General features: G+C 52.5%; 14 protein-coding genes and 1 pseudogene. 4 read left to right on the top strand and 11 right to left on the bottom strand.

Annotated features, from left to right (window positions below):
- Window positions 1-109: 109 nt before the first annotated feature.
- The 5 genes from aspS to ACYX34_RS14320 all read right to left on the bottom strand — a co-directional run bounded on the left by aspS (window position 110) and on the right by ACYX34_RS14320 (window position 8,924).
- Entirely contained in the window at window positions 110-1,873 is a 1,764-nt protein-coding gene (gene aspS / locus ACYX34_RS14300) for an aspartate--tRNA ligase (RefSeq protein WP_462077243.1), read from the bottom strand.
- Window positions 1,870-2,715 (bottom strand): pseudouridine synthase, encoded by an 846-nt coding sequence (locus ACYX34_RS14305; protein WP_462077244.1) that lies wholly within the window; start codon window positions 2,713-2,715, stop codon window positions 1,870-1,872. The genes aspS and ACYX34_RS14305 overlap by 4 nt, the downstream gene beginning before the upstream one ends.
- Before the next feature lie 127 nt (window positions 2,716-2,842).
- A complete protein-coding gene (gene guaA, locus ACYX34_RS14310; protein WP_462077245.1) occupies window positions 2,843-4,399 on the bottom strand; it encodes a glutamine-hydrolyzing GMP synthase in 1,557 nt (518 codons plus the stop codon).
- Between the two features lie 84 nt (window positions 4,400-4,483).
- Window positions 4,484-5,950, bottom strand: coding sequence for an IMP dehydrogenase (gene guaB, locus ACYX34_RS14315; RefSeq protein WP_462077246.1), 1,467 nt, complete (start codon window positions 5,948-5,950; stop codon window positions 4,484-4,486).
- A 10-nt stretch (window positions 5,951-5,960) separates the two neighbouring features.
- Window positions 5,961-8,924 carry an SMP-30/gluconolactonase/LRE family protein gene (locus tag ACYX34_RS14320; protein ID WP_462077247.1) on the bottom strand — a complete coding sequence of 988 codons (2,964 nt, stop codon included), beginning with the start codon at window positions 8,922-8,924 and terminating at the stop codon, window positions 5,961-5,963.
- 612 nt (window positions 8,925-9,536) lie between these two features.
- On the opposite strand from ACYX34_RS14320, the gene ACYX34_RS14325 reads away from it, so the two are divergent.
- Both ACYX34_RS14325 and ACYX34_RS14330 read left to right on the top strand, forming a co-directional pair.
- A complete protein-coding gene (locus ACYX34_RS14325) occupies window positions 9,537-9,704 on the top strand; it encodes a hypothetical protein (RefSeq protein WP_462077248.1) in 168 nt (55 codons plus the stop codon).
- Between the two features lie 97 nt (window positions 9,705-9,801).
- Complete coding sequence (locus tag ACYX34_RS14330) at window positions 9,802-10,326, top strand: cytochrome C (protein ID WP_462077249.1); 525 nt, start codon at window positions 9,802-9,804, stop codon at window positions 10,324-10,326.
- 102 nt (window positions 10,327-10,428) lie between these two features.
- Here ACYX34_RS14330 and ACYX34_RS14335 read toward each other — a convergent pair whose 3' ends face one another.
- The 3 genes from ACYX34_RS14335 to ACYX34_RS14345 form a co-directional block, all read right to left on the bottom strand.
- Window positions 10,429-12,762 carry a GumC family protein gene (locus ACYX34_RS14335; RefSeq protein ID WP_462077250.1) on the bottom strand — a complete coding sequence of 778 codons (2,334 nt, stop codon included), beginning with the start codon at window positions 12,760-12,762 and terminating at the stop codon, window positions 10,429-10,431.
- A gap of 73 nt (window positions 12,763-12,835) precedes the next feature.
- Entirely contained in the window at window positions 12,836-15,385 is a 2,550-nt protein-coding gene (locus tag ACYX34_RS14340; protein WP_462077251.1) for an SDR family NAD(P)-dependent oxidoreductase, read from the bottom strand.
- Window positions 15,385-16,542 (bottom strand): DegT/DnrJ/EryC1/StrS family aminotransferase, encoded by a 1,158-nt coding sequence (locus ACYX34_RS14345; RefSeq protein ID WP_462077252.1) that lies wholly within the window; start codon window positions 16,540-16,542, stop codon window positions 15,385-15,387. Before ACYX34_RS14345 ends, ACYX34_RS14340 begins: the two co-directional genes overlap by 1 nt.
- Window positions 16,543-17,046: 504 nt before the next feature.
- Here ACYX34_RS14345 and ACYX34_RS14350 point away from each other — a divergent pair.
- Complete coding sequence (locus tag ACYX34_RS14350) at window positions 17,047-17,709, top strand: fibronectin type III domain-containing protein (protein WP_462077253.1); 663 nt, start codon at window positions 17,047-17,049, stop codon at window positions 17,707-17,709.
- 234 nt (window positions 17,710-17,943) lie between these two features.
- Here ACYX34_RS14350 and ACYX34_RS14355 read toward each other — a convergent pair whose 3' ends face one another.
- The 3 genes and pseudogenes from ACYX34_RS14355 to ACYX34_RS14365 form a co-directional block, all read right to left on the bottom strand.
- Window positions 17,944-19,080: a DegT/DnrJ/EryC1/StrS family aminotransferase gene (locus ACYX34_RS14355; RefSeq protein WP_462077254.1), complete on the bottom strand. Its 1,137-nt coding sequence runs from the start codon at window positions 19,078-19,080 to the stop codon at window positions 17,944-17,946.
- A 421-nt stretch (window positions 19,081-19,501) separates the two neighbouring features.
- Window positions 19,502-20,461, bottom strand: a complete 960-nt coding sequence (locus tag ACYX34_RS14360) for a hypothetical protein (RefSeq protein ID WP_462077255.1) — start codon at window positions 20,459-20,461, stop codon at window positions 19,502-19,504.
- A gap of 809 nt (window positions 20,462-21,270) precedes the next feature.
- Window positions 21,271-21,406, bottom strand: a pseudogene (locus ACYX34_RS14365) (transposase); the annotation flags it as partial.
- 115 nt (window positions 21,407-21,521) lie between these two features.
- On the opposite strand from ACYX34_RS14365, the gene ACYX34_RS14370 reads away from it, so the two are divergent.
- Window positions 21,522-21,713 carry a hypothetical protein gene (locus ACYX34_RS14370; protein WP_462077256.1) on the top strand — a complete coding sequence of 64 codons (192 nt, stop codon included), beginning with the start codon at window positions 21,522-21,524 and terminating at the stop codon, window positions 21,711-21,713.
- Window positions 21,714-21,720: the final 7 nt, after the last annotated feature.

Below are 21,720 nucleotides of genomic sequence, written 5' to 3' on the forward strand. Positions count from 1 at the left end.
GAGCAGACTTGTCTGATGCAGAACCATAGCGGAGAAACGCAGAAATGGCGTACGCCACACGCAGATGAGCCCAGCACCGGGATCAGAGCGTTCCGATGCAGGGCCTCGGTCACTCCACGAGATCGAGCTTAATGCGCAGTTCCTTGAGTTGGTCGGCGCCAACGGTCGATGGTGCGTCGGTCAGCGGACATTGCGCCTTCTGGGTCTTGGGGAATGCAATGACGTCACGGATTGAATCGGCGTTACCCAGCAGCATAACCAACCGATCCAGCCCGAAGGCGATCCCACCGTGCGGTGGTGCGCCATACTCCAGCGCCTCCAGCAGAAACCCAAACTTAACCGCTGCGTCCTCCTTACTGATCCCGAGCAGATCGAACACTTTGCTCTGCACATCGCGACGATGGATGCGGATGCTGCCACCACCGATTTCGCTCCCGTTCAGCACCATATCGTAGGCCTTCGCCCTCACTTTCAACGGATCGGAATCGAACAGGGCCAGATCTTCATCGAGCGGTGCCGTGAAGGGATGATGGATGGCGACGTACCGCTTTTGGTCCGCATCATAATCCAGCATGGGGAAATCAACTACCCACAAGGGCTTCCAAGCCGAAGTGTCGATTAGTTTTAATTCTTCGCCTAAGAGTAATCTGATCCGCCCCATCACATCGTGGACAACCCCCGGCTTGTCTGCGCCGAACAGGACCAAGTCACCAGGCTTCGCATCCGGCAGAGCTGTCGCGAACGCTTTCGGATCTAAAAACTTCGCGATGACAGACTCCAGCTGACCTTCCGCAGTCAGCTTCAGCCAGGCGAGGCCCTTCGCCCCGAAACTCTTGGCCGTGTCTCCCAACGCATCGATCCTGGTTCGAGACAATGTCGCGCCACCCTTCACTATCAAGGCCTTCACGATCCCACCCTTGGTCGCGGCATCCTTGAAAACCTTGAACGCACTCGCCGCTCCGAATGCCGTCATGTCGTAGAGCGGCATGTCGAACCGAAGGTCAGGCTTATCAGACCCATAGCGGCCCATCGCCTCCGCATACGTCATCCGTGGGAACGGCGTCGGCAACTGCACGCCACCCACCTTGCTGAAGATCGTGACGATCATGCGCTCCATCAAGCTCATCACTTGATGGCGGTCGACGAAGGACATTTCCAAGTCGATCTGCGTAAACTCAGGCTGCCGATCGTTACGGAGATCTTCGTCACGGAAGCAACGAGCGATTTGGTAATAGCGATCGACGCCGCTGACCATCAGCACCTGCTTAAACAATTGCGGTGACTGCGGCAGCGCAAAGAACTGTCCGGCGTTCACGCGGCTTGGGACCAAGTAGTCTCTGGCGCCCTCCGGCGTACTTTTCGTCAAAATCGGCGTCTCCACTTCCAAGAATCCCTCTGCATTCACGAACTCTCTGGTGGCCTGCGTAATACCATGGCGAAGGCTCAGCAGCTTCTGCATCCTGGGGCGGCGAAGGTCCAGGAAACGATACTTCAACCGAATCGATTCCGTCACATCTGCGTCATCTTCAATCAAGAACGGCGGCGTCTTCGCCTCGTTCAGAATCTCTACGTCATCGACGAAGATCTCGATCTCACCGGTCGAGAGATCGGGATTCTTTGATTCATCCGGCCGTGCCATCACCTGCCCAGTCACAGACACGACACATTCGCTGCGGAGTGTGTGGGCCGCTTGATGGCACCGAAGATTGCGCTCGGCATTGAACACCACCTGCGTAATGCCCGTGCGATCTCGCAGATCGATAAAAATGACCATGCCATGGTCTCGCCGACGCTGCACCCAGCCGTTCAACACGACGGTCTGGCCCACATGCTTCTTGTTCAACTCCCCGCACTTGTGCGTCCGCACGTTCATGCCACTCTCGCTTTCTTGGAGGAAAACTGTTTCGTTCTCGCCGGCTTTGCCCATCCCGCTTGCCTGACAGGACGTTTCGATTTCACGACTTGTTCCTCTCCCCGTTCGACCGCATCTTTCCGTTCCTCTACAAGCTCTCGCAATGCGTTCGCCTCCCGATCGCTCAAGAATCGAAATTCACCTGGAGCAAGCCCACCCAACGACAGGGGACCCATCCGTATTCTTTGGAGCTTGATGACCGGGTGCCCCACGACCTCCAACATCCGTTTGACTTGATGCTTCCGCCCTTCTCGGATGGTGAGCTCCAGCCAGGAGTTCTGCTCAGCCTTCTTCACCTTCTTCACATGGGCTGGACCAGTCATACCATCCTCGAGCTTCACCCCCTGCTCCAGCTTCCTGATTTCTCCGTCCCCCAACACTCCCTTCACCTTGATCAAATAGGTTTTGGGGACATGATATCGCGGATGGAGCAGGGCCTGAGCCAGGTCACCGTGATTCGTCAACAGCATCAGACCTTCACTATCGAAATCCAATCGCCCGACCGGGAACACTCGCACGGACACGCCATGAAGAAAATCCTTCACCGTATCCCTGCCACCGGGATCGTCCAACGTGGACATCACATTCTTCGGTTTATTCAACACCAGATAGACGAACGGCTGTGCGGAGGTCAGGTGCTTACCATCGACCTTCACATGGTCTCGACCAGGATCGACCTTCGTTCCGAGTTCGGTCACCACCTTGCCGTTAATCGTCACGCGGCCGCTGGCGATCAGCATCTCCGCCTTCCGGCGTGACGCGAGTCCTGTGCTGGCGATCAGTTTTTGCAATCGTATTTCCATTTTACCTACTGATGGGCGATCAGGTGACTCTTTCCTGCGCACATGCACCGAGCAACCGACATTTGCCTACACAGCAGAGCGATCTTGAGTGCGCGAGCACAGGAGTCACCTGGTCGCCCATCACCCTCTACTCCCACTCAATCGTACTCGGCGGCTTCGAGCTGATATCATAGACCACTCGATTCACGCCTTTGACTTCATTGATGATCCGATTGGACATGCGGCCGAGCACGTCATTGGGAATCTTTGCCCAATCGGCCGTCATCCCATCGACACTCGTCACGGCACGAATGGCGATCACATGTTCATAGGTCCGTTGATCACCCATGACACCCACCGTGCGAATCGGCAACAGCACGGCAAACGCCTGCCAGATTTCCCGATAGAGCCCGGCGCTTCTGATCTCCTGATCGACGATCGCTTCCGCTGCGCGCAGAATCGCCAAGCGTTCCGCCGTCACCGCACCCAACACGCGAATCGCCAATCCAGGTCCTGGGAATGGTTGACGCCAAATGATCTCGTCCGGCAATCCCAGCTCATGCCCCAACACCCGTACTTCGTCTTTGAAGAGCTCTCGCAACGGTTCAATCAATTTGAGTTTCATGCGTGCCGGCAAACCGCCGACATTATGATGCGTCTTGATGGTCGCTGAAGGCCCTTTGAAGCTGACGCTCTCGATCACATCGGGATAGAGCGTGCCTTGGACCAGAAACTTGGTCCCCTTGAGCTTCTTCGATTCGACCTCGAAATGTTTGATGAACTGCCGACCAATGATCTTGCGCTTTCGTTCTGGATCCGTCACATTCTTCAGCGCCGCAAGAAACGGCTTCGTCCCATCGAGCACACGCAGATTCAGGTGGAGCTGTGAGGCGAAAGTCTTCTGGACCTGATCACGTTCACCCGCCCGCAACACTCCATTGTCGACGAAGATGCAGGTCAACTGATCCCCGATCGCTCGGTGCGTCAACGCCGCCGCCACGGAGGAATCAACTCCACCGCTCAATGCACAAATCACCCGTTCCTTGCCGACCTGTTCACGAATCTGCGTCACCGCCTGGTCGACATAGGACTGCATGGTCCATGTCGGTTTGCTACCGCAGATCTCATACACAAAATTGCGCAGGATCTTGGTCCCTTCCGGGGTATGGGCCACTTCGGGATGGAACTGCAGGCAATAGATTCGGCGCTTGGCGTCATTCCGCTTCATGGCGGCAACGGGTGAGTTACTCGTATGCGCAATCGATCGAAATCCAGGCGGCATCCGTTCAATGCGATCGCCATGCGACATCCAGACGGTGGTCAGCTGCCTGGTGCCCACTCCTTTAAAGAGATCGCTTGCATCGTCGACCGTGAGTTCCGCGCGGCCATACTCACGATGCACCGACCTGGCAACCTCCCCACCGGACAGATGTGTCACTAATTGCATGCCGTAGCAAATACCCAGAATGGGAATACCTTGATCGAAGAGTTCCTTTGCAATCGAAGGGGCCTTCTTCTCATAGACGCTGGATGGCCCGCCGGACAGCACAATGCCCTTCGGTCGATAGGCAAGGATAGTCGCTAACGAAGTCGTACAGGGGAAAATCTGCGAGTAAACCTGCGCCTCGCGAATGCGGCGGGCAATCAACTGCGTGTATTGAGACCCGAAGTCAAGAACCAGAATTCTATCGTGCCAGAGTTCCATGTTACTCGCGTGAGAGGTGAGGCGTGAGTGGCAAGGGGTACGTGTGTGAGTGCCTGGTCAGGTATCGGAACCCCTTACCGGCATCTATTCCCAGTCCATTCGATAGTTCGGCGCTTCTTTCGTGATGATGACATCGTGGACATGGCTCTCTCTGAGACCGGCGACCGATTGCCTGATAAACGTGGCGTTCTTCTGGAGATCGGGAATCGACTTACACCCGCAGTACCCCATTCCCGATCGCACGCCACCGACCAATTGATAGACCACCGCAGCCAAGGACCCCTTGTACGGCACACGCCCTTCGATCCCTTCAGGGACCAACTTCTGCGCCGGGCGTCCCCCCTGTCCGTACCGATCGCCCCCCCCACGCTCCATGGCGCCGATGGACCCCATGCCGCGGTAGACCTTATAGGTTCTGGCCTGATACAACACCGTCTCTCCCGGAGACTCTTCCGTTCCAGCAAACAATCCACCGAGCATGACGGATGAGGCCCCAGCCGCAAGCGCTTTGGCAATGTCTCCGGAAAACTTGATCCCGCCATCCGCAATGACCGGCACGCCAGTCCCACGTAAGACTTTCGCACAATCAGCAATGGCCGTCAGCTGCGGCATGCCGGCGCCCGATACGATCCGTGTTGTACAAATCGAGCCAGGACCGACCCCCACCTTCACCGCGTCGACTCCGACTTTCAACAGATCCTTCGCCGCCTCTGCCGTCCCGATGTTTCCCGCAACCAGTTCAAGATCTGGATACAACTTCTTGATCATTTTCGCGGTATTCAGCACGGCCTGTGAATGGCCGTGGGCTGTATCGATCACCACAAGGTCCACGCCTGCCTTCTTCAACAAGGTCACGCGCTCTTCCGTATCCTGCCCAACACCGACTGCCGCCCCAACCCGTAAGCGTCCATGTCCGTCCTTGCAGGCATTGGGATACTTAATCCGCTTTTCAATATCCTTGATGGTGATGAGGCCTTTCAATTCATACTGCTTGTTGACGACCGGCAACTTTTCGATCCGATGTTCATGAAGGATCTCTCGCGCTTTCTCGAGACTGGTCCCTTCCGGCGCCGTCACCAACCGATCCCGCTTCATCACCTGCGACACTTTCAGGTCCATTCTGCTCTCAAACCGTAAGTCTCGGTTGGTCAGAATCCCCACCAGCTTGCGACCCTTGGTGACGGGAATCCCTGAAATCCGATATTTCGCCATGAGCTGATGCGCGTCTCGAATGGTTTCATCAGGAGAAATCGTGACCGGATCCATAATCATCCCGCTCTCAGACTTCTTGACCCGATCCACCTCTATGGCTTGATCCGCCGGAGACAAGACTCGATGAATAATGCCAATCCCCCCCTCACGAGCCATCGCAATCGCCAATCGTGACTCGGTCACCGTATCCATGGCCGCGCTGACCAACGGAATATTGACCCGAATGTTTCGCGAGACGAACGTGCTTGTATCGACTTCATTAGGGAGAATCTGTGACTTGGCCGGCACTAGAATCACGTCATCGTAGGTCAGTCCCAGTCGCGGCTCTTTATCCAGCATTGTTCCCTCGTCAGACCTTTTGAGTTCGTTGCGCTTTATCCAACTCAGCCAATTCCTCTGCCTCGTCTTGCAATCGTTCGCTGCCCTCGTCCGCCGGCATGAACTGCTGCACTCGTGTATTGCCGCTGTCGACGACAAACACACTGCCTTTGGCATCAACGGCAATCCCGTACGGGAAATTAAACTGCCCGTCACCGTTGCCGAACCCACCCCACTGCGTGATGAAATTACCCTCGCGGTCGAACTTTTCGATCCGATGATTTCCCGTATCCGTCACATACACATCCCCGGCTCCATCGACCGTGATCCCCCAAGGCGAGCGCAGTTGTCCTGCCTCCTGCGCCAAGGAGCTGCTGGCATGCCCGGCGGCCGGACTTCCTCCCCATTTCGTCAAGAGCTGGGGCAAGACGTTGGTACTGGTATCGAATTTCTGAATGCGGTGATTGCCCATGTCGACGACATAGACCGTTCCATCCTCTTGGTCGACAGCCACTCCGCGTGGGAAATAAAACTGCCCATCTCCGTTGCCGAAGCTGCCCCACGCCATGATGAACTCACCTGCCATGTCGAACTTCTGTACTCGGAAATTGGCACTATCGACGACATAGACATATCCACGCACACGATCGACCGCAATGCCCCATGGGGCATTGAACTGCCCCTCGCCATTCCCACGCGAGCCGAATTTCATCAGGTAGCCACCCAGTTTTCCGTCGAACTTCTGCACCCGATGGTTGTTGGTATCGACCACCCAGACATCGCCCTTCCCGTCGCAGGCAATACCGGTCGGGTTATGGAAGTTGGCATTCGCGGAACCGAAACTCCCCCACAGGATGATGAAGTTGCCCGCACTGTCGAATTTCTGCACGCGATTGTTGCCGTTGTCTACGACGAACAGCGATCCCTGCTGATCCACGCAGAGGCCGTACATCGGCGCCATGAATTCTCCGCCGTGCAACAACGACGCACCGCGACCAGGCTTCCCCCACTTTGCTACACAGAGATAGCCGGAGGTATTGACGAGAATGGTCGCACTCGCTGGGGTCGAGATATTGTTCCCAATATCCTTGAACCACACGTAAATCGTCTTCTGCCCGTCGGCCGGAGACAAAATGAACGGAATGGTCGCTCCAAACTTGATCGCCAGCGTCACATCCACCCACCCCGGTGTGCCTGCCATGGGCGTCAATGGACTCTCGGAGATGAAGTAGGCCGCGACTCCTGTATCCAAATCCGTCGCCGAAATCGTCACCACAACATCCGGAGAGTTCGTCATGAACGCCCCATGGTTGATCACAGCGTAAGGATTTTGTGGTGCCGTGATATCAATGAGCACCGGCGTGGCCGTCACCTCTTCGGATAACCCGCTTTCCGTCCCATCTTCAAAGGATGCCGTCACGGCATAAAAATAGGGGGTATCGTTCGTAAGACCTTCATGCGTGTAGGGATTCGTCACTCCCTCGATCTTGGTGGCTCCCTCAATCGTGATGTGGGGTGAAGTACTAAAATAGAGATTGTACGACTGAGCGCCTGACACCTCCATCCAACTCAGGAAGACCTCTGTATCACCCGCCTTGACGGCAAGGCTACGAGGCGGCTGCACCACCCCGGCGTCCGCTGCTTGCGCCGGTTGCTCTTTGCCGCGATTCAACTCCTCTTCGGTCGGTACGTACTTGAGAATGCGATTATTCCCGCTATCGACGACGAACACACAACCTTCTTTGTCCACGGCGATCCCGTAGGGGAAGTTAAGCTGTCCCTCCGTTTTTCCACGGTTTCCAAACGAACAGAGGAAGGTCCCGTTCCCATCAAACTTCTGAATCCGATGATTGCCGCTATCGACCACGTAGACATTGCCCAGAGCATCACAGGCGATCCCCCAGGGAGACCTAAATTGCCCGGGTCCACTCCCCTCACGCCCCCACTTCGTTAAAAAACTTCCGCGAGTATCGAACTTCTGAATACGGTTGTTGCTCTCATCCGCCACATAAATATTCCCGACAAAATCCACCGCGACCCCGCGCGGGAAAAAGAACGCACCATCGAAACTGCCGTCCCGCCCCCACTTCAACAGCGGCTGCCCGTCTGGTTGAAACTTCTGAATACGCGCGTTGCTCGTGTCGGACACATAGACGTTTCCGTCTTGATCCGTTGTAATCCCCCACGGCACATCGAACCGCCCCATCTCGGCACCCCGCCAGGCAAACCCAAACTTTCCCCAGGCCTTCTGGGCGTTGCCTTCGAGATCGAACTTCTGGACACGGTTGTTCCCGCTGTCGGCCACATACACGACATCGTCTGGCCCTACCGCTAGACCACGGGGATAGTAGAACTGGCCTTCCTGTGAACTCGGCTCACCACCCCATCGAGCCAGAAACTTTCCAGTCTTATCGAACTTTTGGATCGAATGGTTGTCGGTATCCGCCACATAGAGATTGCCTTCCTTATCGAGCGCGATACCGGTCGGAGAGCTGAGTTCACCATCGCCCACTCCCTCGCATCCAATCACCATGGCAAGGAGATATGGGGAGGGAATCGCCATCACTTCTTGAGATTCAAGACTTTCTCCCTTCGGGGTGACAACGGTCACGACATAGTGGTAGCAGGTGCCATTGGCGAGGTCGTCATGGACATAGGGACTGGAGGCCCCTTCCAAGCAGGTCGCCTTGTCCTTCTTGACACCGATGGCACTCTTAAAATCTTCTGGGCCAGCGATCGGCCTGGTCAGCTCCGAAAACTTGATCTGCACACCCTTGGTTGTCTGGAAGTAGAGGTTATAGTACATGGCGTCCGGAACCGGATCCCACGTGATGGTCACGCGCCCATTTCCAGACTTGGCGTGAACATTCTGTGGAGGCAGCGGCAGCTCTTCTTCTTCAGTTACTGAGTCTCCACCACCCCATTCCCCTTGGAGCCCATCGATACATAGGCGACGATTGAAGCGATGCAAGTCATCACACAACCAGGCGTTCATCACAATGTTGCCTCAGAGTTACTCGTGAAAATGGTTCAGAAACGGAGGAACTTTCAACTATTTAGATTAGTTGATCACTCTAGCAAAGCGATGGAAATAGAGTCAAGGTAACGACTGGGCGATAGCACGAAGATCTCCGGATCAAGCTATAAGAGCCTCTATGGTATCTGGGGTTAAATCGATTAAAATGCCTGGTTCCTCATTCGGGAAGTGACTATCCACTCACACCAACGTTGGTGAACACTCGATAGGGCTAAAAAGGAAAGGAGCCTGAGAAAACAGCGATCTAGAATTTCATACTCGGTGTCATGGTGGGTACTATTCGTACACCGTTGGAGGTTCAAGCCGATGGGAAAGATGGAGCTGGAGGGAATACACGGCCGCTATTCCAGAACGATGAAAGGGAACGGCAGTTCCACCTTCAACTCGAACAGATGCGGCAACAGACTGAACTGGAACAGGCTCGAATGCAGGGGAAAAAGAAGCCCCCTGCTAGCGATGCACCAGACAACCTAACTGATGACGGTCACAGCGGACCTGATAGAACTGAACATCAACAACCTGTGCCTCAATGGCAAACAGAACAGATATAAAGGGTGAATCAACATGAGGATGTTTCAAGTCAAACAAATCGTAAGCTACGAACTCACCATGGCTGCAGGAACGGAGCAGGAGGCCATTCTCAAAGCAAAAAGCATTCCCCTGGCTCAATGGACTGCTGAACCAGATGAAGTGACAGCAGAGATGCTCGATGAAACTGATGAAATCGATGATTACTAAACAATACTCTTTCCACACTCCAGCATGAACAATCGATGATCATGCCGAGCAATACACAATCATGGAGAAACCCATAGGAGAGGACAACACCGTGCATATGATACGAGTGATATATGCAACACCGTTATGCTTCGTGCTTGCCATCACGCTCACCACGGGAGCCTTAGCTGGTGAACAGGCCGGATCGACCAAACAAGTAACGGCCCTTGATAAGAAGACTGCAGACCATGCACGGTATATCATCAAGATCGCCGGCTGTAACGATTGTCACACGACCGGCTATGCTGAGGCTGCAGGGAGAATCCCCGAAAAAGACTGGCTCAAAGGAGATGCCATGGGGTGGCGAGGGCCCTGGGGCACGACCTATGCGAGCAACTTACGGCTGTATTTCCACAATCTCTCTGAAGAACAATGGGTTCGAATTGCTCGCTCGGTCGAGTTTCGCCCCCCTATGCCCTGGTTTGTCCTCCGCGAGATGAAGGAGCAGGACTTGCGCGCCATTTACCGGTTCATCAGACATCTGGGGCCAGCAGGTGAGCCGGCTCCTACCTATGTCTCACCGGATCAGGAACCCAGGCAACCGTTTATCCTGTTTCCGTCATCCCCTGAGACATCTCAATAGACATGCCACTCTCTCTGCGATACCGGTTCACGTGGGAGTTTCGATTGGCCACAAGGGCGACTGGTGATTTCTTATCCATTTCGCTTACCGTGGAACCAGGATCTACACTGCCACGGACCGTTCACCGGCCGAATAATCCAACATGTAGCTTGGGAGCGCGTTAGACGCCACGCCATTCAGGATCACATGGATGGGTTTTTGCGCCCGTAGCGAACCAAGCGCTTGTTTGACCGCCTGCTTTGATGTCACATTTGCCCGTACAACCAGCACATGGAGGTCACAATGGCTCTCAAGCACATTCATAGTCGCCACAGGGAGGATTGGGGGCGCATTCAGAAGGACATAATCAAACTCATCTCGGAGCTGAGACAAGACTCGGCCTAGTTGGCCAGCTCGTAGTAGTTCAGTAGAACCAGCAACCGATTCACCAGCTGGCATAATCCAACAGGACACGTCAGAGAACGCTCCCATCGCTTGCTGTGGAGGAATATCGCTCTTTAGGCAATCAACAAGCCCGTGCTTGACTGGTGCTTCGAGAAACGCCGCCATTTCGGGAAACACAAAATCACAATCCACCAGAAGAACCCGCCTCCCAAAATCTCGAGCAAGTGTATACCCGAGATTGATCACAGTCGTTGTTTTTCCCTCGCCCTTGATCGCACTCGTTACAGCCGCAACGATCGGCCCACCTGAAGTATTGAGAAGCTGTAATCTTGCTGCAGCAACACGATATTGCTCAGCCGCCATGGAGCGCGGGTAGAGCTTTGTAACAAACCTCCTATCAAGCCCCTGAAAATTGGCTTGCCCAATAGGGGATAGAGCACCCCGCATCCCCTCCGATCGAGAGTTCATCGTCATACCGAGGGAAATCCTTGGCAACGCCGTTTTCTGCGATAAATCTGAACCACTACCTGTCTGCCATAAGGATGAAAAATCTGGAATGGCGGCCAACAACCGAGGACCCGTAAGAAGAAATTCAACATCTTCTGGACCTCGAAATTGTTCCGTAAGTCGCTCTCGCAGAATCGCCAATCCTCCCCCCAACACACATCCAAACAAGAATCCCAGGGCCAACAGTTTCGCTTTGTTTGGGACAACCGGAGCCAGTGGAAGCATGGCATGCTCAATTATGCGGAACTTACCGCCCTTCTGGCGTTTCTCAATATTTTCTTCGACTCGCGTATGCAAACGCTTATCAAGGAGCTTCGCATAATTTTCCTTCAGATTGCCGTAATCGCGCTCAAGGACCAGGAGCTCCTGCTCAACAATGGGTGACCTCTCCAGCCGTTTTTCAAGGTCTTGCCTAGACGCTTGCAACTGCCCAAGACGCCGCTGAAGAAGAGAAATTTCCGTCTTTTCCTCGCTCTGCAACTTCGCAAGGTCCTGAAGATACGGATCGAGCGGCGCTTTATCCGACCTGATTGCATCACGTCCATACACATTCACTAGCTCATCCTCTACTTGTCGGATTTCTTCTTTTACTAAGACTACTTCAGGGTACCCATCCCAAAACTCAGCTCTCAACTTCACGAGTTGCTCTCGCAGTTCTCGAAGCCGCTTAAACAACGGGTCTGGTTCCATGGATCGAGAAGTCACAAGACTCGGACTCTGTTGCCCAGATGCGCGGTACTGTTGCACTGCCTGATTCAGCATCGCAAGCTTCTCGGAATGGCGTTGGAGGTCCTCGTTCGTCCTCACAAGATCGACTTCCACACGATCCAACAACCGCATATTGGCTTCTCCTTGGCTGGGAAGCCCCCCCACATGCGTTTTCTTAAACTGACTGACGCGATCTTCCTTCTTCTCCAACTCACGCTTCATCTGCTGCAGCTCTTGATCCAAAAACTCTCCAGCACCTTCTACTTCCTTCTCTCGTTCCTTGTTTGTGTCTTCAATAAATTTGCCCGCGATACGTTCTGTCACCCGCATAGCCGTTCTAGGATCCCGATCCAAATAAGAGACCACAAATCCTTCTAGGAAGGTCGAGCTACTAAAACCAGCAGACGCCTCCATTTTGACCCGCTCCACCCGTGTCCTGCGGGCCACCTCGTAAAGAGCGTCCGCCTGCCCTTCTTCATCTAGCCCATCCGCATATAAGCCAGTCTCCTTGGCAATCTCCCCCAAGAAATCAGGGCTGATGATTTGTCGCTGGATAAGAAACAGGATTTGATCAAATTTATCTTCGAGATCGCCTTTTCTCCCTCCACTATCAAACCTATCAATGACACTATTGATCCCCTTGGGCCCCTCAGCAACGATTAACGTGCTCGATTGATAATACTTGGTGGCAACGAGGTAGTACATCAACGCCAAGGTCATAGAAAGCGCAAGAGATCCAAGAATGACCCATTTATTACGCGAGGCAATGACCAAATACTCACGAGCAGCACGAAATCCATCTTGCTCGATGTGTACGGAGGATTCAGGGTGTTGCATGGTTACCTATGCTCCAAGTATTGTGCGCCGGTACAACTAAGACGGGAATCTATAAAGTTTCTCACTGTGGTCATCATCGTTTTATTAAGGAATCAACTCCGCTTGAGACCGCTTCTTCCGATTTAGCCTCAGAACCCGCTGCTCCGAACATCGGAACAATCTCTTTCAACTGCTCAAGTACTACACTAGACTCATCATGAGAACTGGCCACCTCCAGAGCTGATAATTTCTCTCGAAATACTGCGAAGTCGAGAGGGTTTATCGTCCGGATTTGCAAAATCTTGTCCAGCGGAGAGCCTACAGCAATCTCTCCCTCACCGATTAATTCCTCGTAGAGCTTTTCTCCTGGCCGAAGCCCGACGAATTGAATGGGGATGTCTCTCCCCGGAACAAGTCCTGATAATCGGATGAGGCTTCGAGCAATATCCAGCACCTTGATTTGCTCACCCATATCGAGAATATAGGTGTGACCTTGCTCACCAACAGTTGCAGCCTGGAGAACCAGCTGGACCGCCTCAGGAATGAGCATAAAGTATCGGCGGATCTCTGGATGGGTAACAGTCACCGGACCACCAGACCTGATTTGTTCCTGGAAACGAAGCAAGACACTCCCACTACTGCCAAGAACATTCCCGAACCGAACAAGAAGAAATCGTGTCCGGCTAGTCCTGGCAATATCCTGGATAATAAGCTCAGCCACCCGTTTCGTCGCGCCCATCACACTCGATGGATTGACTGCTTTATCAGTCGATATATGGACAAATTGCTCCACGCCATAGAGACTGGCCGCTTCGGCCATGATACGGGTGCCGATACAGTTATTCTTCACCGCTTCAATGGGGTTGGCCTCAACGAGCGGCACATGTTTATGTGCCGCTGCATGGAACAAGATTTGAGGGCGATACCGCTCAAGCACAGCCGAAAGCCTTTGAGCATCTGTGATATCCCCAATCAGTGGGATAATGGGAAAGGAATACTTTTTATCATCAAGTTCCTTGTGAATATTGTATAGGCTATTTTCATGGCGCTCATACAATAACAGTCCTTTAGGCTCGAACGACGCAATTTGGCGAGCTAATTCTGAACCAATCGAGCCACCCGCACCAGTAATCAAGACCGTCTTATCTTGGACTAACTGTCTCGTGGCTCGATTATCGAGATTCACTGGGGCGCGTGACAGAAGATCAGGGACTGACACGTTTCGAATCTGACTGACCGCACTTTGATCCGTGAGAAGCTCCTCCTTACTTGGCAATACCTTAATTGACACATCATATGGCTCTAGCTTAATAACCAGGTCTCGAAGAAATTCAGGTGTCGGATTGGGCACAGCTACCACAACAATTTCAGGCTTGAGTGATTCAATCAGCCTGGGGATATCTTGCATGCCCCCCAAGACACGAACCCCATGAATACGCTGATTAAGAAGTACCCTATTCTCGTCAACAAGCCCAATTGGTTGGCAATTAAATACACTGCGCGTCTTCATCTCACGCACAACCCGCTCGCCAGAATCTCCGGCGCCAATAACCAAAACTCTCCGCCTCTTCTGAAATACAACTTTGTCCCGCAACACTCGGGAAGACAATCTCATGCCTGCAAGAAATCCTACAATGAGTATGGCATCAATGGCAAAAATAGAACGGGGATAACTGTAAATCCCCATCACCCAATAGACCCACATGACGAATGCAACAGTACTCACCAAAACGCCCTTCAGAATATTTTGCAGATCCCAGAGGCTGGTGTATCTCCACAAACCTTCATTCAGACCATACAAAGCAAATGCAATCCCCCTCACGGCAACTAACCCTAATACCGTCTGCTCGAAGACGTTGTGTTCGCTCGGAGGAATATTCCCATCGTATCGCAGAAAAAAAGCCAGATAGTTAGCCAGAACGATAAGACCTACGTCGACTACGACGATAATGGGCCGCCTCCATCTGGTAATGAACGAGGAAAACCCTGACCATGGGGAAGCGACTGAAACCTCAACCGCTGCTTTGAGTTCCGGAATTGTGAGCACCACGAGAGGCAATTTGGCAATATGCAGCAGCGTCTGTATGACAATGGCGCAATCGAGCCGCAAAGACATATGGCGGACATATAGCTTTGCTAACCGCAGCTTTTCCGGAAGGACTTTATATTGATACTCTTCTTCGGGGTTTGATGAAGTGGCGAGAATTGCGGCTTCATCAATGTACTTCAACGAAGCCAAGTCCGTAATACCCGGTCGCACCGCAAGCACCTCAGCGAACTCCGAGCGTGCACACTCCACATAACGAGGAACCTCGGGCCTTGGCCCCACAAGGCTCATATCCCCCACAAGGACATTCCATAACTGCGGCAGTTCATCAAGTTTGAGCCTCCGCAAAACATGCCCAACTCTGGTTATACGACAATCTTGACCGACTGTAAGTAGTGGGCCACCCTCTGAACCATTCGAAACCATTGTTCGAAACTTTCGGATTGCGAATGGGCGAAATCCTTGCCCAACACGAATCTGCCGGAAGATCACAGGCCCGGGCGATTCAAACCTGATCAGTAGAGCAATAATAGCCAGAAGCGGTGATAAGATGATCAATCCAAGTGCTGCCAAACAGACATCACAGGTGCGCTTCATCAACGTCGGTTCCTCTTCACAAGATCACGAACGATCCCGATGACACGATTAATCTCCTCCTCCGTCATTTTTGAATACAGCGGCAACGAAACGATTCGCTGAAACACCCCGCTCGAGACCGGCAGATCTTCAGGTCGATAACCTCCCATATCTCGGTGGTAGGGATGGAGATGAAGAGGAATGAAATGCACACTGCACCCAACACCAGCCTGTTGGAGCTGACGGATAAATTCGTCACGGCTAATCCGCAAGCGATCCAACTCCAATTGAATCACATACAAGTGCCATGCATGCTGTACATGTGTTGCTGCTTGAGGGCAAATAATCTCCGGCAAATCCTTAAACCCTTCTTGATATTTAGCCGCATACTGCTCGCGCCCCTTCCAAAACCGTTCACACTTCTTCAACTGAGCCAAACCAAGAGCAGCAGCAATGTCCGTTAAGTTATACTTAAAGCCCGGTGAAAGTATTTCGTAATACCACGAACCTTGAGAGGAATACCGATTCCACGCATCGCGACTGAGGCCATGTAGACTCATCATCCGCATACGAGCAGCCCACTCAGCATTATCCGTGGTAATCATTCCACCTTCGCCAGTGGTAATATTCTTTGTTGCATAGAACGAAAAGCATGTAATATCCGAAATACCTCCGATCATTTTCCCGTGATATCGTGCCGGCAACGCATGTGCCGCATCATCAATCACATGCAAATTGTTAGCTTTTGCAATCGCATGAATGGGTTTGAGATCACACGGATGCCCTGCGAAGTGTACGGGGATAATCGCTTTTGTCCTCTTGGAAATGGCTTTCTCTATCAAATCCGTGTTCAGGTTCAACGTGCCTTCAGTACAGTCCAGCAATACAGGCCTAGCCTTAAAGTATGTCACCACCTCGGCTGTCGCCGCAAACGTCATGGTCGGAACCAGAACCTCATCACCTTCACGTATACCAATCGCCTCAAGTGCAAGATGAAGAGCCGCTGTACAAGAATTAACGGCAATGGCATGCGGAGCCCCCACCATCGCTGCAAATTCCCTTTCAAATTCTCGCACCTTAGGCCCCGTTGTCAGCCAGCCTGATCGAAGAACCTCCACAACCTCTGCGACCTCTTCTTCACCCACATCAGACCTATGAAACGGCAGAAAGTCTTTCATCCACGAACTCCTCTCCGGTTAAGGGCCACTCACCAATGCAAGACACACTTTTCCCATAACCTTAAAAAATCACAATCCTTCTTTAGGGGGGCAGAGGGAACACGGTATTCCTGAAAGGGAACTTTCTTGAGTGGGACCCAAACCACTGGTCATTCTACAATACTAGAAGACTTAAGGCTATTGCAGAATAGCGAGATTAACACTTTATAATTCCCCAATCTCTCTCCGCTTTATTATTCAAGCTAGCCCCCTTGGATTTGAACCCAACAACGAACTGTGCTGCTCGACTCTTGACTGACGCCCTAATCCACCTCCTAGCGATACTTACTTGCACGGAGGTGAAGGGACCCCCATTCACCTCCTTCATACTCTCAAGTTCATTAGCCTTAACAACCATCATTAATTTTCATATAGATTGCATATCAATAATTCTAGGCACGGGTATTGCTACTGCCTGAGCAGATAAAATATTTTACCAACCACTGGTTTAGGGGGCACCTCTTAATGTTAAAGAATGAAGCGTGGCCAAATTCGGATTATCGTAAAGTCATAAAACTAACGATTCTTTTAGTATTATCAACTATCGTGGGATGTGGAGGGGGTGGAGAGAGCAGCCCGATCACTTCCAATCTTTCCACCACGCCGTCTACCGAAGCAGATTCTTCTTCTGCCGAGACAGACCAGCCGTCATCAGATGTAGCCTCTCTTCCTGATGAACTACATGCCGGTGACGCAGAAGCTTCGGTAGAGGCTATTGCTTCTGCCCTGGAAGAGGAGCACGCAAATTTGACTGCCGACTCCCAACCTGATTTAACTGACTCCGGTACCCCAGAGAGCCAAGCGGAAGAGAATCCTCCCCCACAGGCCCCCACAGGAACCCCTGTGGTAGCGTTGAGCTCAACGCCGACAGGAGCTAGTGCAAATGTGACGTGGCAACCAAGTCCTGATTCAAACGTAAGTGGATACTATATTTATTACGGGAGACAACCTTCTGGAGAACCGGGAACGTGCGGCTATGAAGAGCGATATGCGGTTGACTCTTCCTCTATTACGATTATGGACCTTGAACCCAACACCCCCTATTTCTTTGCCGTGAGCTCATACTCCAGCCACGAGAGCCCTTGCTCAAATGAAATAGCTATAGTAACACCGCCTGCTAGAGCGTAAGACACCGATAGGCGAAACCACCAACCCTTGTGCGGGAGTCATGGATCCTGTAGGCACAAGAACAAAAACCAGGAAATTTTCTAAACGCAATGGCCTATCATTTGCCGTGCCTCCCTTGAGATCCCACAAGGCATACATAACCAGGCACTCTCCTGCGCACAACCTCACTGCTGTGCGCTAAGCCTATTCAACACGGTTGAGAACGCTGCTCGGTCGGGGTGCCCACTCTCGTGATTACTTATAGAAGGCAGTCACCACCTCAACCACCTCCGCTTGCTGTTTCGTCGTCAACTCTGGGAAAATCGGAAGAGCGATCGTGTCCTTGGCTGCCCGTTCAGACTCAGGGAAATCCCCCTCTCTATATCCCAGGTATCCAAAACATTCCTGTAAATGGAACGGAACCGGATAGTAGATTTCCACCCCAATCTCATTTTGTTTGAGATATGCCACCAGTGCATCTCGTCGCTCCACCCGGAGAACAAATTGGTTATAAATGTGGTAATGCCGAGTTCCCGATTGTCGATAGACCGGTATAGGTAAGCGCACCCTCTCTTTATGAACAAGCCCGCTGCACTCGAAGAGCTCTCCGTACCGGATCGCATTTTCCTGACGCCTCCTGGTCCATCCGTCCAGATAATTTAGTTTCACATTGAGGACCGCAGCCTGAATTGTATCCAGCCGAAAATTTCCACCGATCAGTTTGTGATAGTATTTTGGCTTACTCCCGTGGACTCGCAAGATTCTCATCCGCTCCGCAAGCTCGGGATCGCTGGTCACAGCCATCCCTCCATCACCTAAACAGCCCAGGTTCTTACTGGGGAAAAACGACAAACAGCCAATGGTACCCATACCACAAGTTCGACGACCATCACGGTATTCTGAGCCAATCGCTTGCGCTGCATCTTCAATGATGCTCAGGTTGTGCTGTTTGGCCACATCCATGATCGGTCCCATATCAGCACATTGTCCGTAAAGATGGACTGGGATGATGGCTTTGGTCCTGGTCGTCACAACCTGGCTAATCTTGGCAGGATCCATATTGTACGTTGTCGGATCGATATCAACAAAAACCGGCTTCGCTCCGAGACGAACAACGACTCCGGCCGTCGCAAAAAATGAATAAGGTGTAGTAATGACCTCATCACCAGGACCAATCCCGAGCGCCATGAGAGCAATCAAGAGTGCATCTGTCCCCGAGGTCACCCCGATCCCATATTGAGCCTGACAGTAGGCGGCTACCCTCTCTTCCAACCTGCTCACGTCAGGGCCCAAAATAAACGCCTGGCTCTTGAAGATCTGTTCCAACACCAACAGAATTTCCTGCTGAAGCGGCTCATGATGTGCCCTGAGATCAAGTAAAGGAACCCCCATGCAGCTCTCCCTCCTTTGTGGAACACTTAGGAATCTTGTGTGCACGTTTCCGCAGAAACAGACGCAGGAAGAAGGAACAAGATGCCTCCACCTCCCTGCATTTCTTTACCGAACAGTCGTGGTGAAATCTCAATTATGCTGAGACGCACTTGCAGGCCCATGAACCAGTCCAGGATGCGTAGCAGAGGCTTACGCGCCAGCTTGAGTTCTACAGCCAACTTACATCCAATCGTGAATGTTGCAACAAACACCCGGCACTGCCCACCACCATGGAAGCACCTTTTCTGAAGAGGCCGCAATTGTCCAACCAAGCGGGATTACCTTTGTCGCCACCCACATGCCAAATGCGCACGTACCTCCGCAAACCTCATCGACCGCGTTGCTTCTATGTTTCACATAAATAACAACCCTTGGGCCATGATTACGATTGACCATTCATACCCTCCAGACTAAGGTGCCTGGCGATCTCATCTGCAAGAATTTGTGAAAATACCTCCGCCCCCTTTGAGTTCAAGTGAGCCACATCCCTGAAGTATTCAGAGCGCCCAGTTATTCGCTCAGCGCTTCGTGCTGAAAGGTCGAGATACTCCACTCCTTCGTGAGTTAACTGTAGATCGGCGATACGCTTGGACCAATCAACCAACGCTGCGGAATCCTCCTGATACCGCGGGCTATGGAACAGAATGAGCCGTGTCCCATTGACCTTGCAATACCGAGCAAGCTCGCTTAGATAACTTAGCTTTAGCTCCCAGAAGGGAGGAAATTCATCACTTGAACTTTCAGCAGGACTTATGACGGGATCTACTCGCGCAACAAATGTGCCGTTAAGACCAACATATCCATCGTATTCATCAAGCATGTTATCGGTTCGCATAACCAGGTTCTTGATGATGGAGAGAACTTTTCCATTGAAACGATAGGAGAATGAAAGATACTTAACCCACTCGTATTCCCCACGCATTAGAAGGATACCCCGAACACGCTCACTTTCACCAAAGTAGCCTGAAAAGACATGTGTTCTCGCAAGTTCTTTTTCGGAATACGACAGGGATGCATAGTCTATATGAAGGAGGATCGCCTTGGGAGGGGCGTGAGCATGTGTCCAGATGTCAAGAAGCATGATCGCATAAAGAAAGTCATGGCCGTTAATTCCAGCATTGAATACCGATCCCGATAGTTGTTTTTTCAGAATGGCTGGTATCACATGATGCTTGGCCCTTGATGAACCAAGTACCAGAAAGTCAGCCTTCCGTCGAAGGACACCATTAATGATTCCCCCACTATCACCAGTAGTCGTGTGCAAATAAAGCCGACTTAGAACACAACCAATCATCTGATCTATTCCAATGATAAGAACAGCTATAAACAGAACATGCTTCATGGGACCCCAATTAGGAAAGACTTGACTAGTTCACGTGTCCGTTTGGGAATCTATTCTCAGAGTAGTCAATAGAGGGAATCCGGTTAGCATCCACTGTTTAGGATTCTTTCCGTTGAATGCCCCCATAGCCTCGCCAACAGCCGTCATTGCACCTACTACAGATTTATTAGCCCGCATCTGACGAACAGCCAGTTGGTATTCTTCGCTAGCTCAGAGTAGCGAAATTTGGCCCACTCCAAAATGCGCTTTATCACCAAGAATGCGCGTTCGACATTAGGACATACTTCCGACCTTCGTGCAATTCATGGCACATCCACCTCGCCAAGGTCCAGTCCCGATGGGTGTTGGCATGGATTAAGCTGTTGGCCTCGGGGGCTCGGTGCTTGATGACTTCGCGTTATTCGCAGTAGGCGGCATCACCCCAAACTCGCGTCTTGCGTCCATCCAACAGATCCAGAGCACTTGCTTGCTACACACATTGGCTGCGGCCACCGAACAAATTGGCTTGGCTCGACTATTGACACCCCATGTGGGCTTTCAAACCGAAATACTACTGCTCTCCTTTTTCCCCTGATACATCCATGAAGACCGCTCCTTGATGCGATTTTTCGACGAGTTAGGAGCCTGTCCGATACTGAAGTGAGTGAGCCCTATTCATACTTGACTGAGTCCGCTCTCATTCTGCCGCGCCTTGATGGGCACAGCCCATACCTAGGGCTCTCCTGCCATCATTACGTCGCCTTTCTGTAGCCGCCTCGTGATCGCAGGCTCTCGCCACGACATCGGCGTCGATGTCGTAAGGTCGTCCAGAGCCTGAGCATATTGTGCGTGATACAGATCAGTGTCCATTCCGCGCAGCACAAATTGTCGACAGCCACGGCCCTGCTTGATCTGGCCAAACACCGGTTCGACGATCGCTTTGCGCCGCGCATAAAATCGGCGACCGTGCGTCGTGAGGGGACAACACTCCCCTTAGCATCTGACGCCAGCAGGATCCGAGTCTCCTGGTCGGTGAAGTTCTGCTGGGCCTTGGAGTGAGGGACCGCACTGGGAAGCTGCGGTGGCCGTCCTCCGCGTGGCCGGTCGCCCCTCTCCCGGTGTCGGGGGCGGCCCGTTTGAGTGGCGCGTCTGCCTGGGCCTCTTGCTCCAGCACGGCCTTGGCCGCCAGAATGATCGTGAGCCGCTGCTCCTGGCGCGACAGTTGAGTGGACAGTTCATCTCCTCGCCGGGCCTGGCCATGGCATTGCGTTGACGTTTCC

This window comes from Nitrospira sp. CMX1, assembly GCF_054902215.1.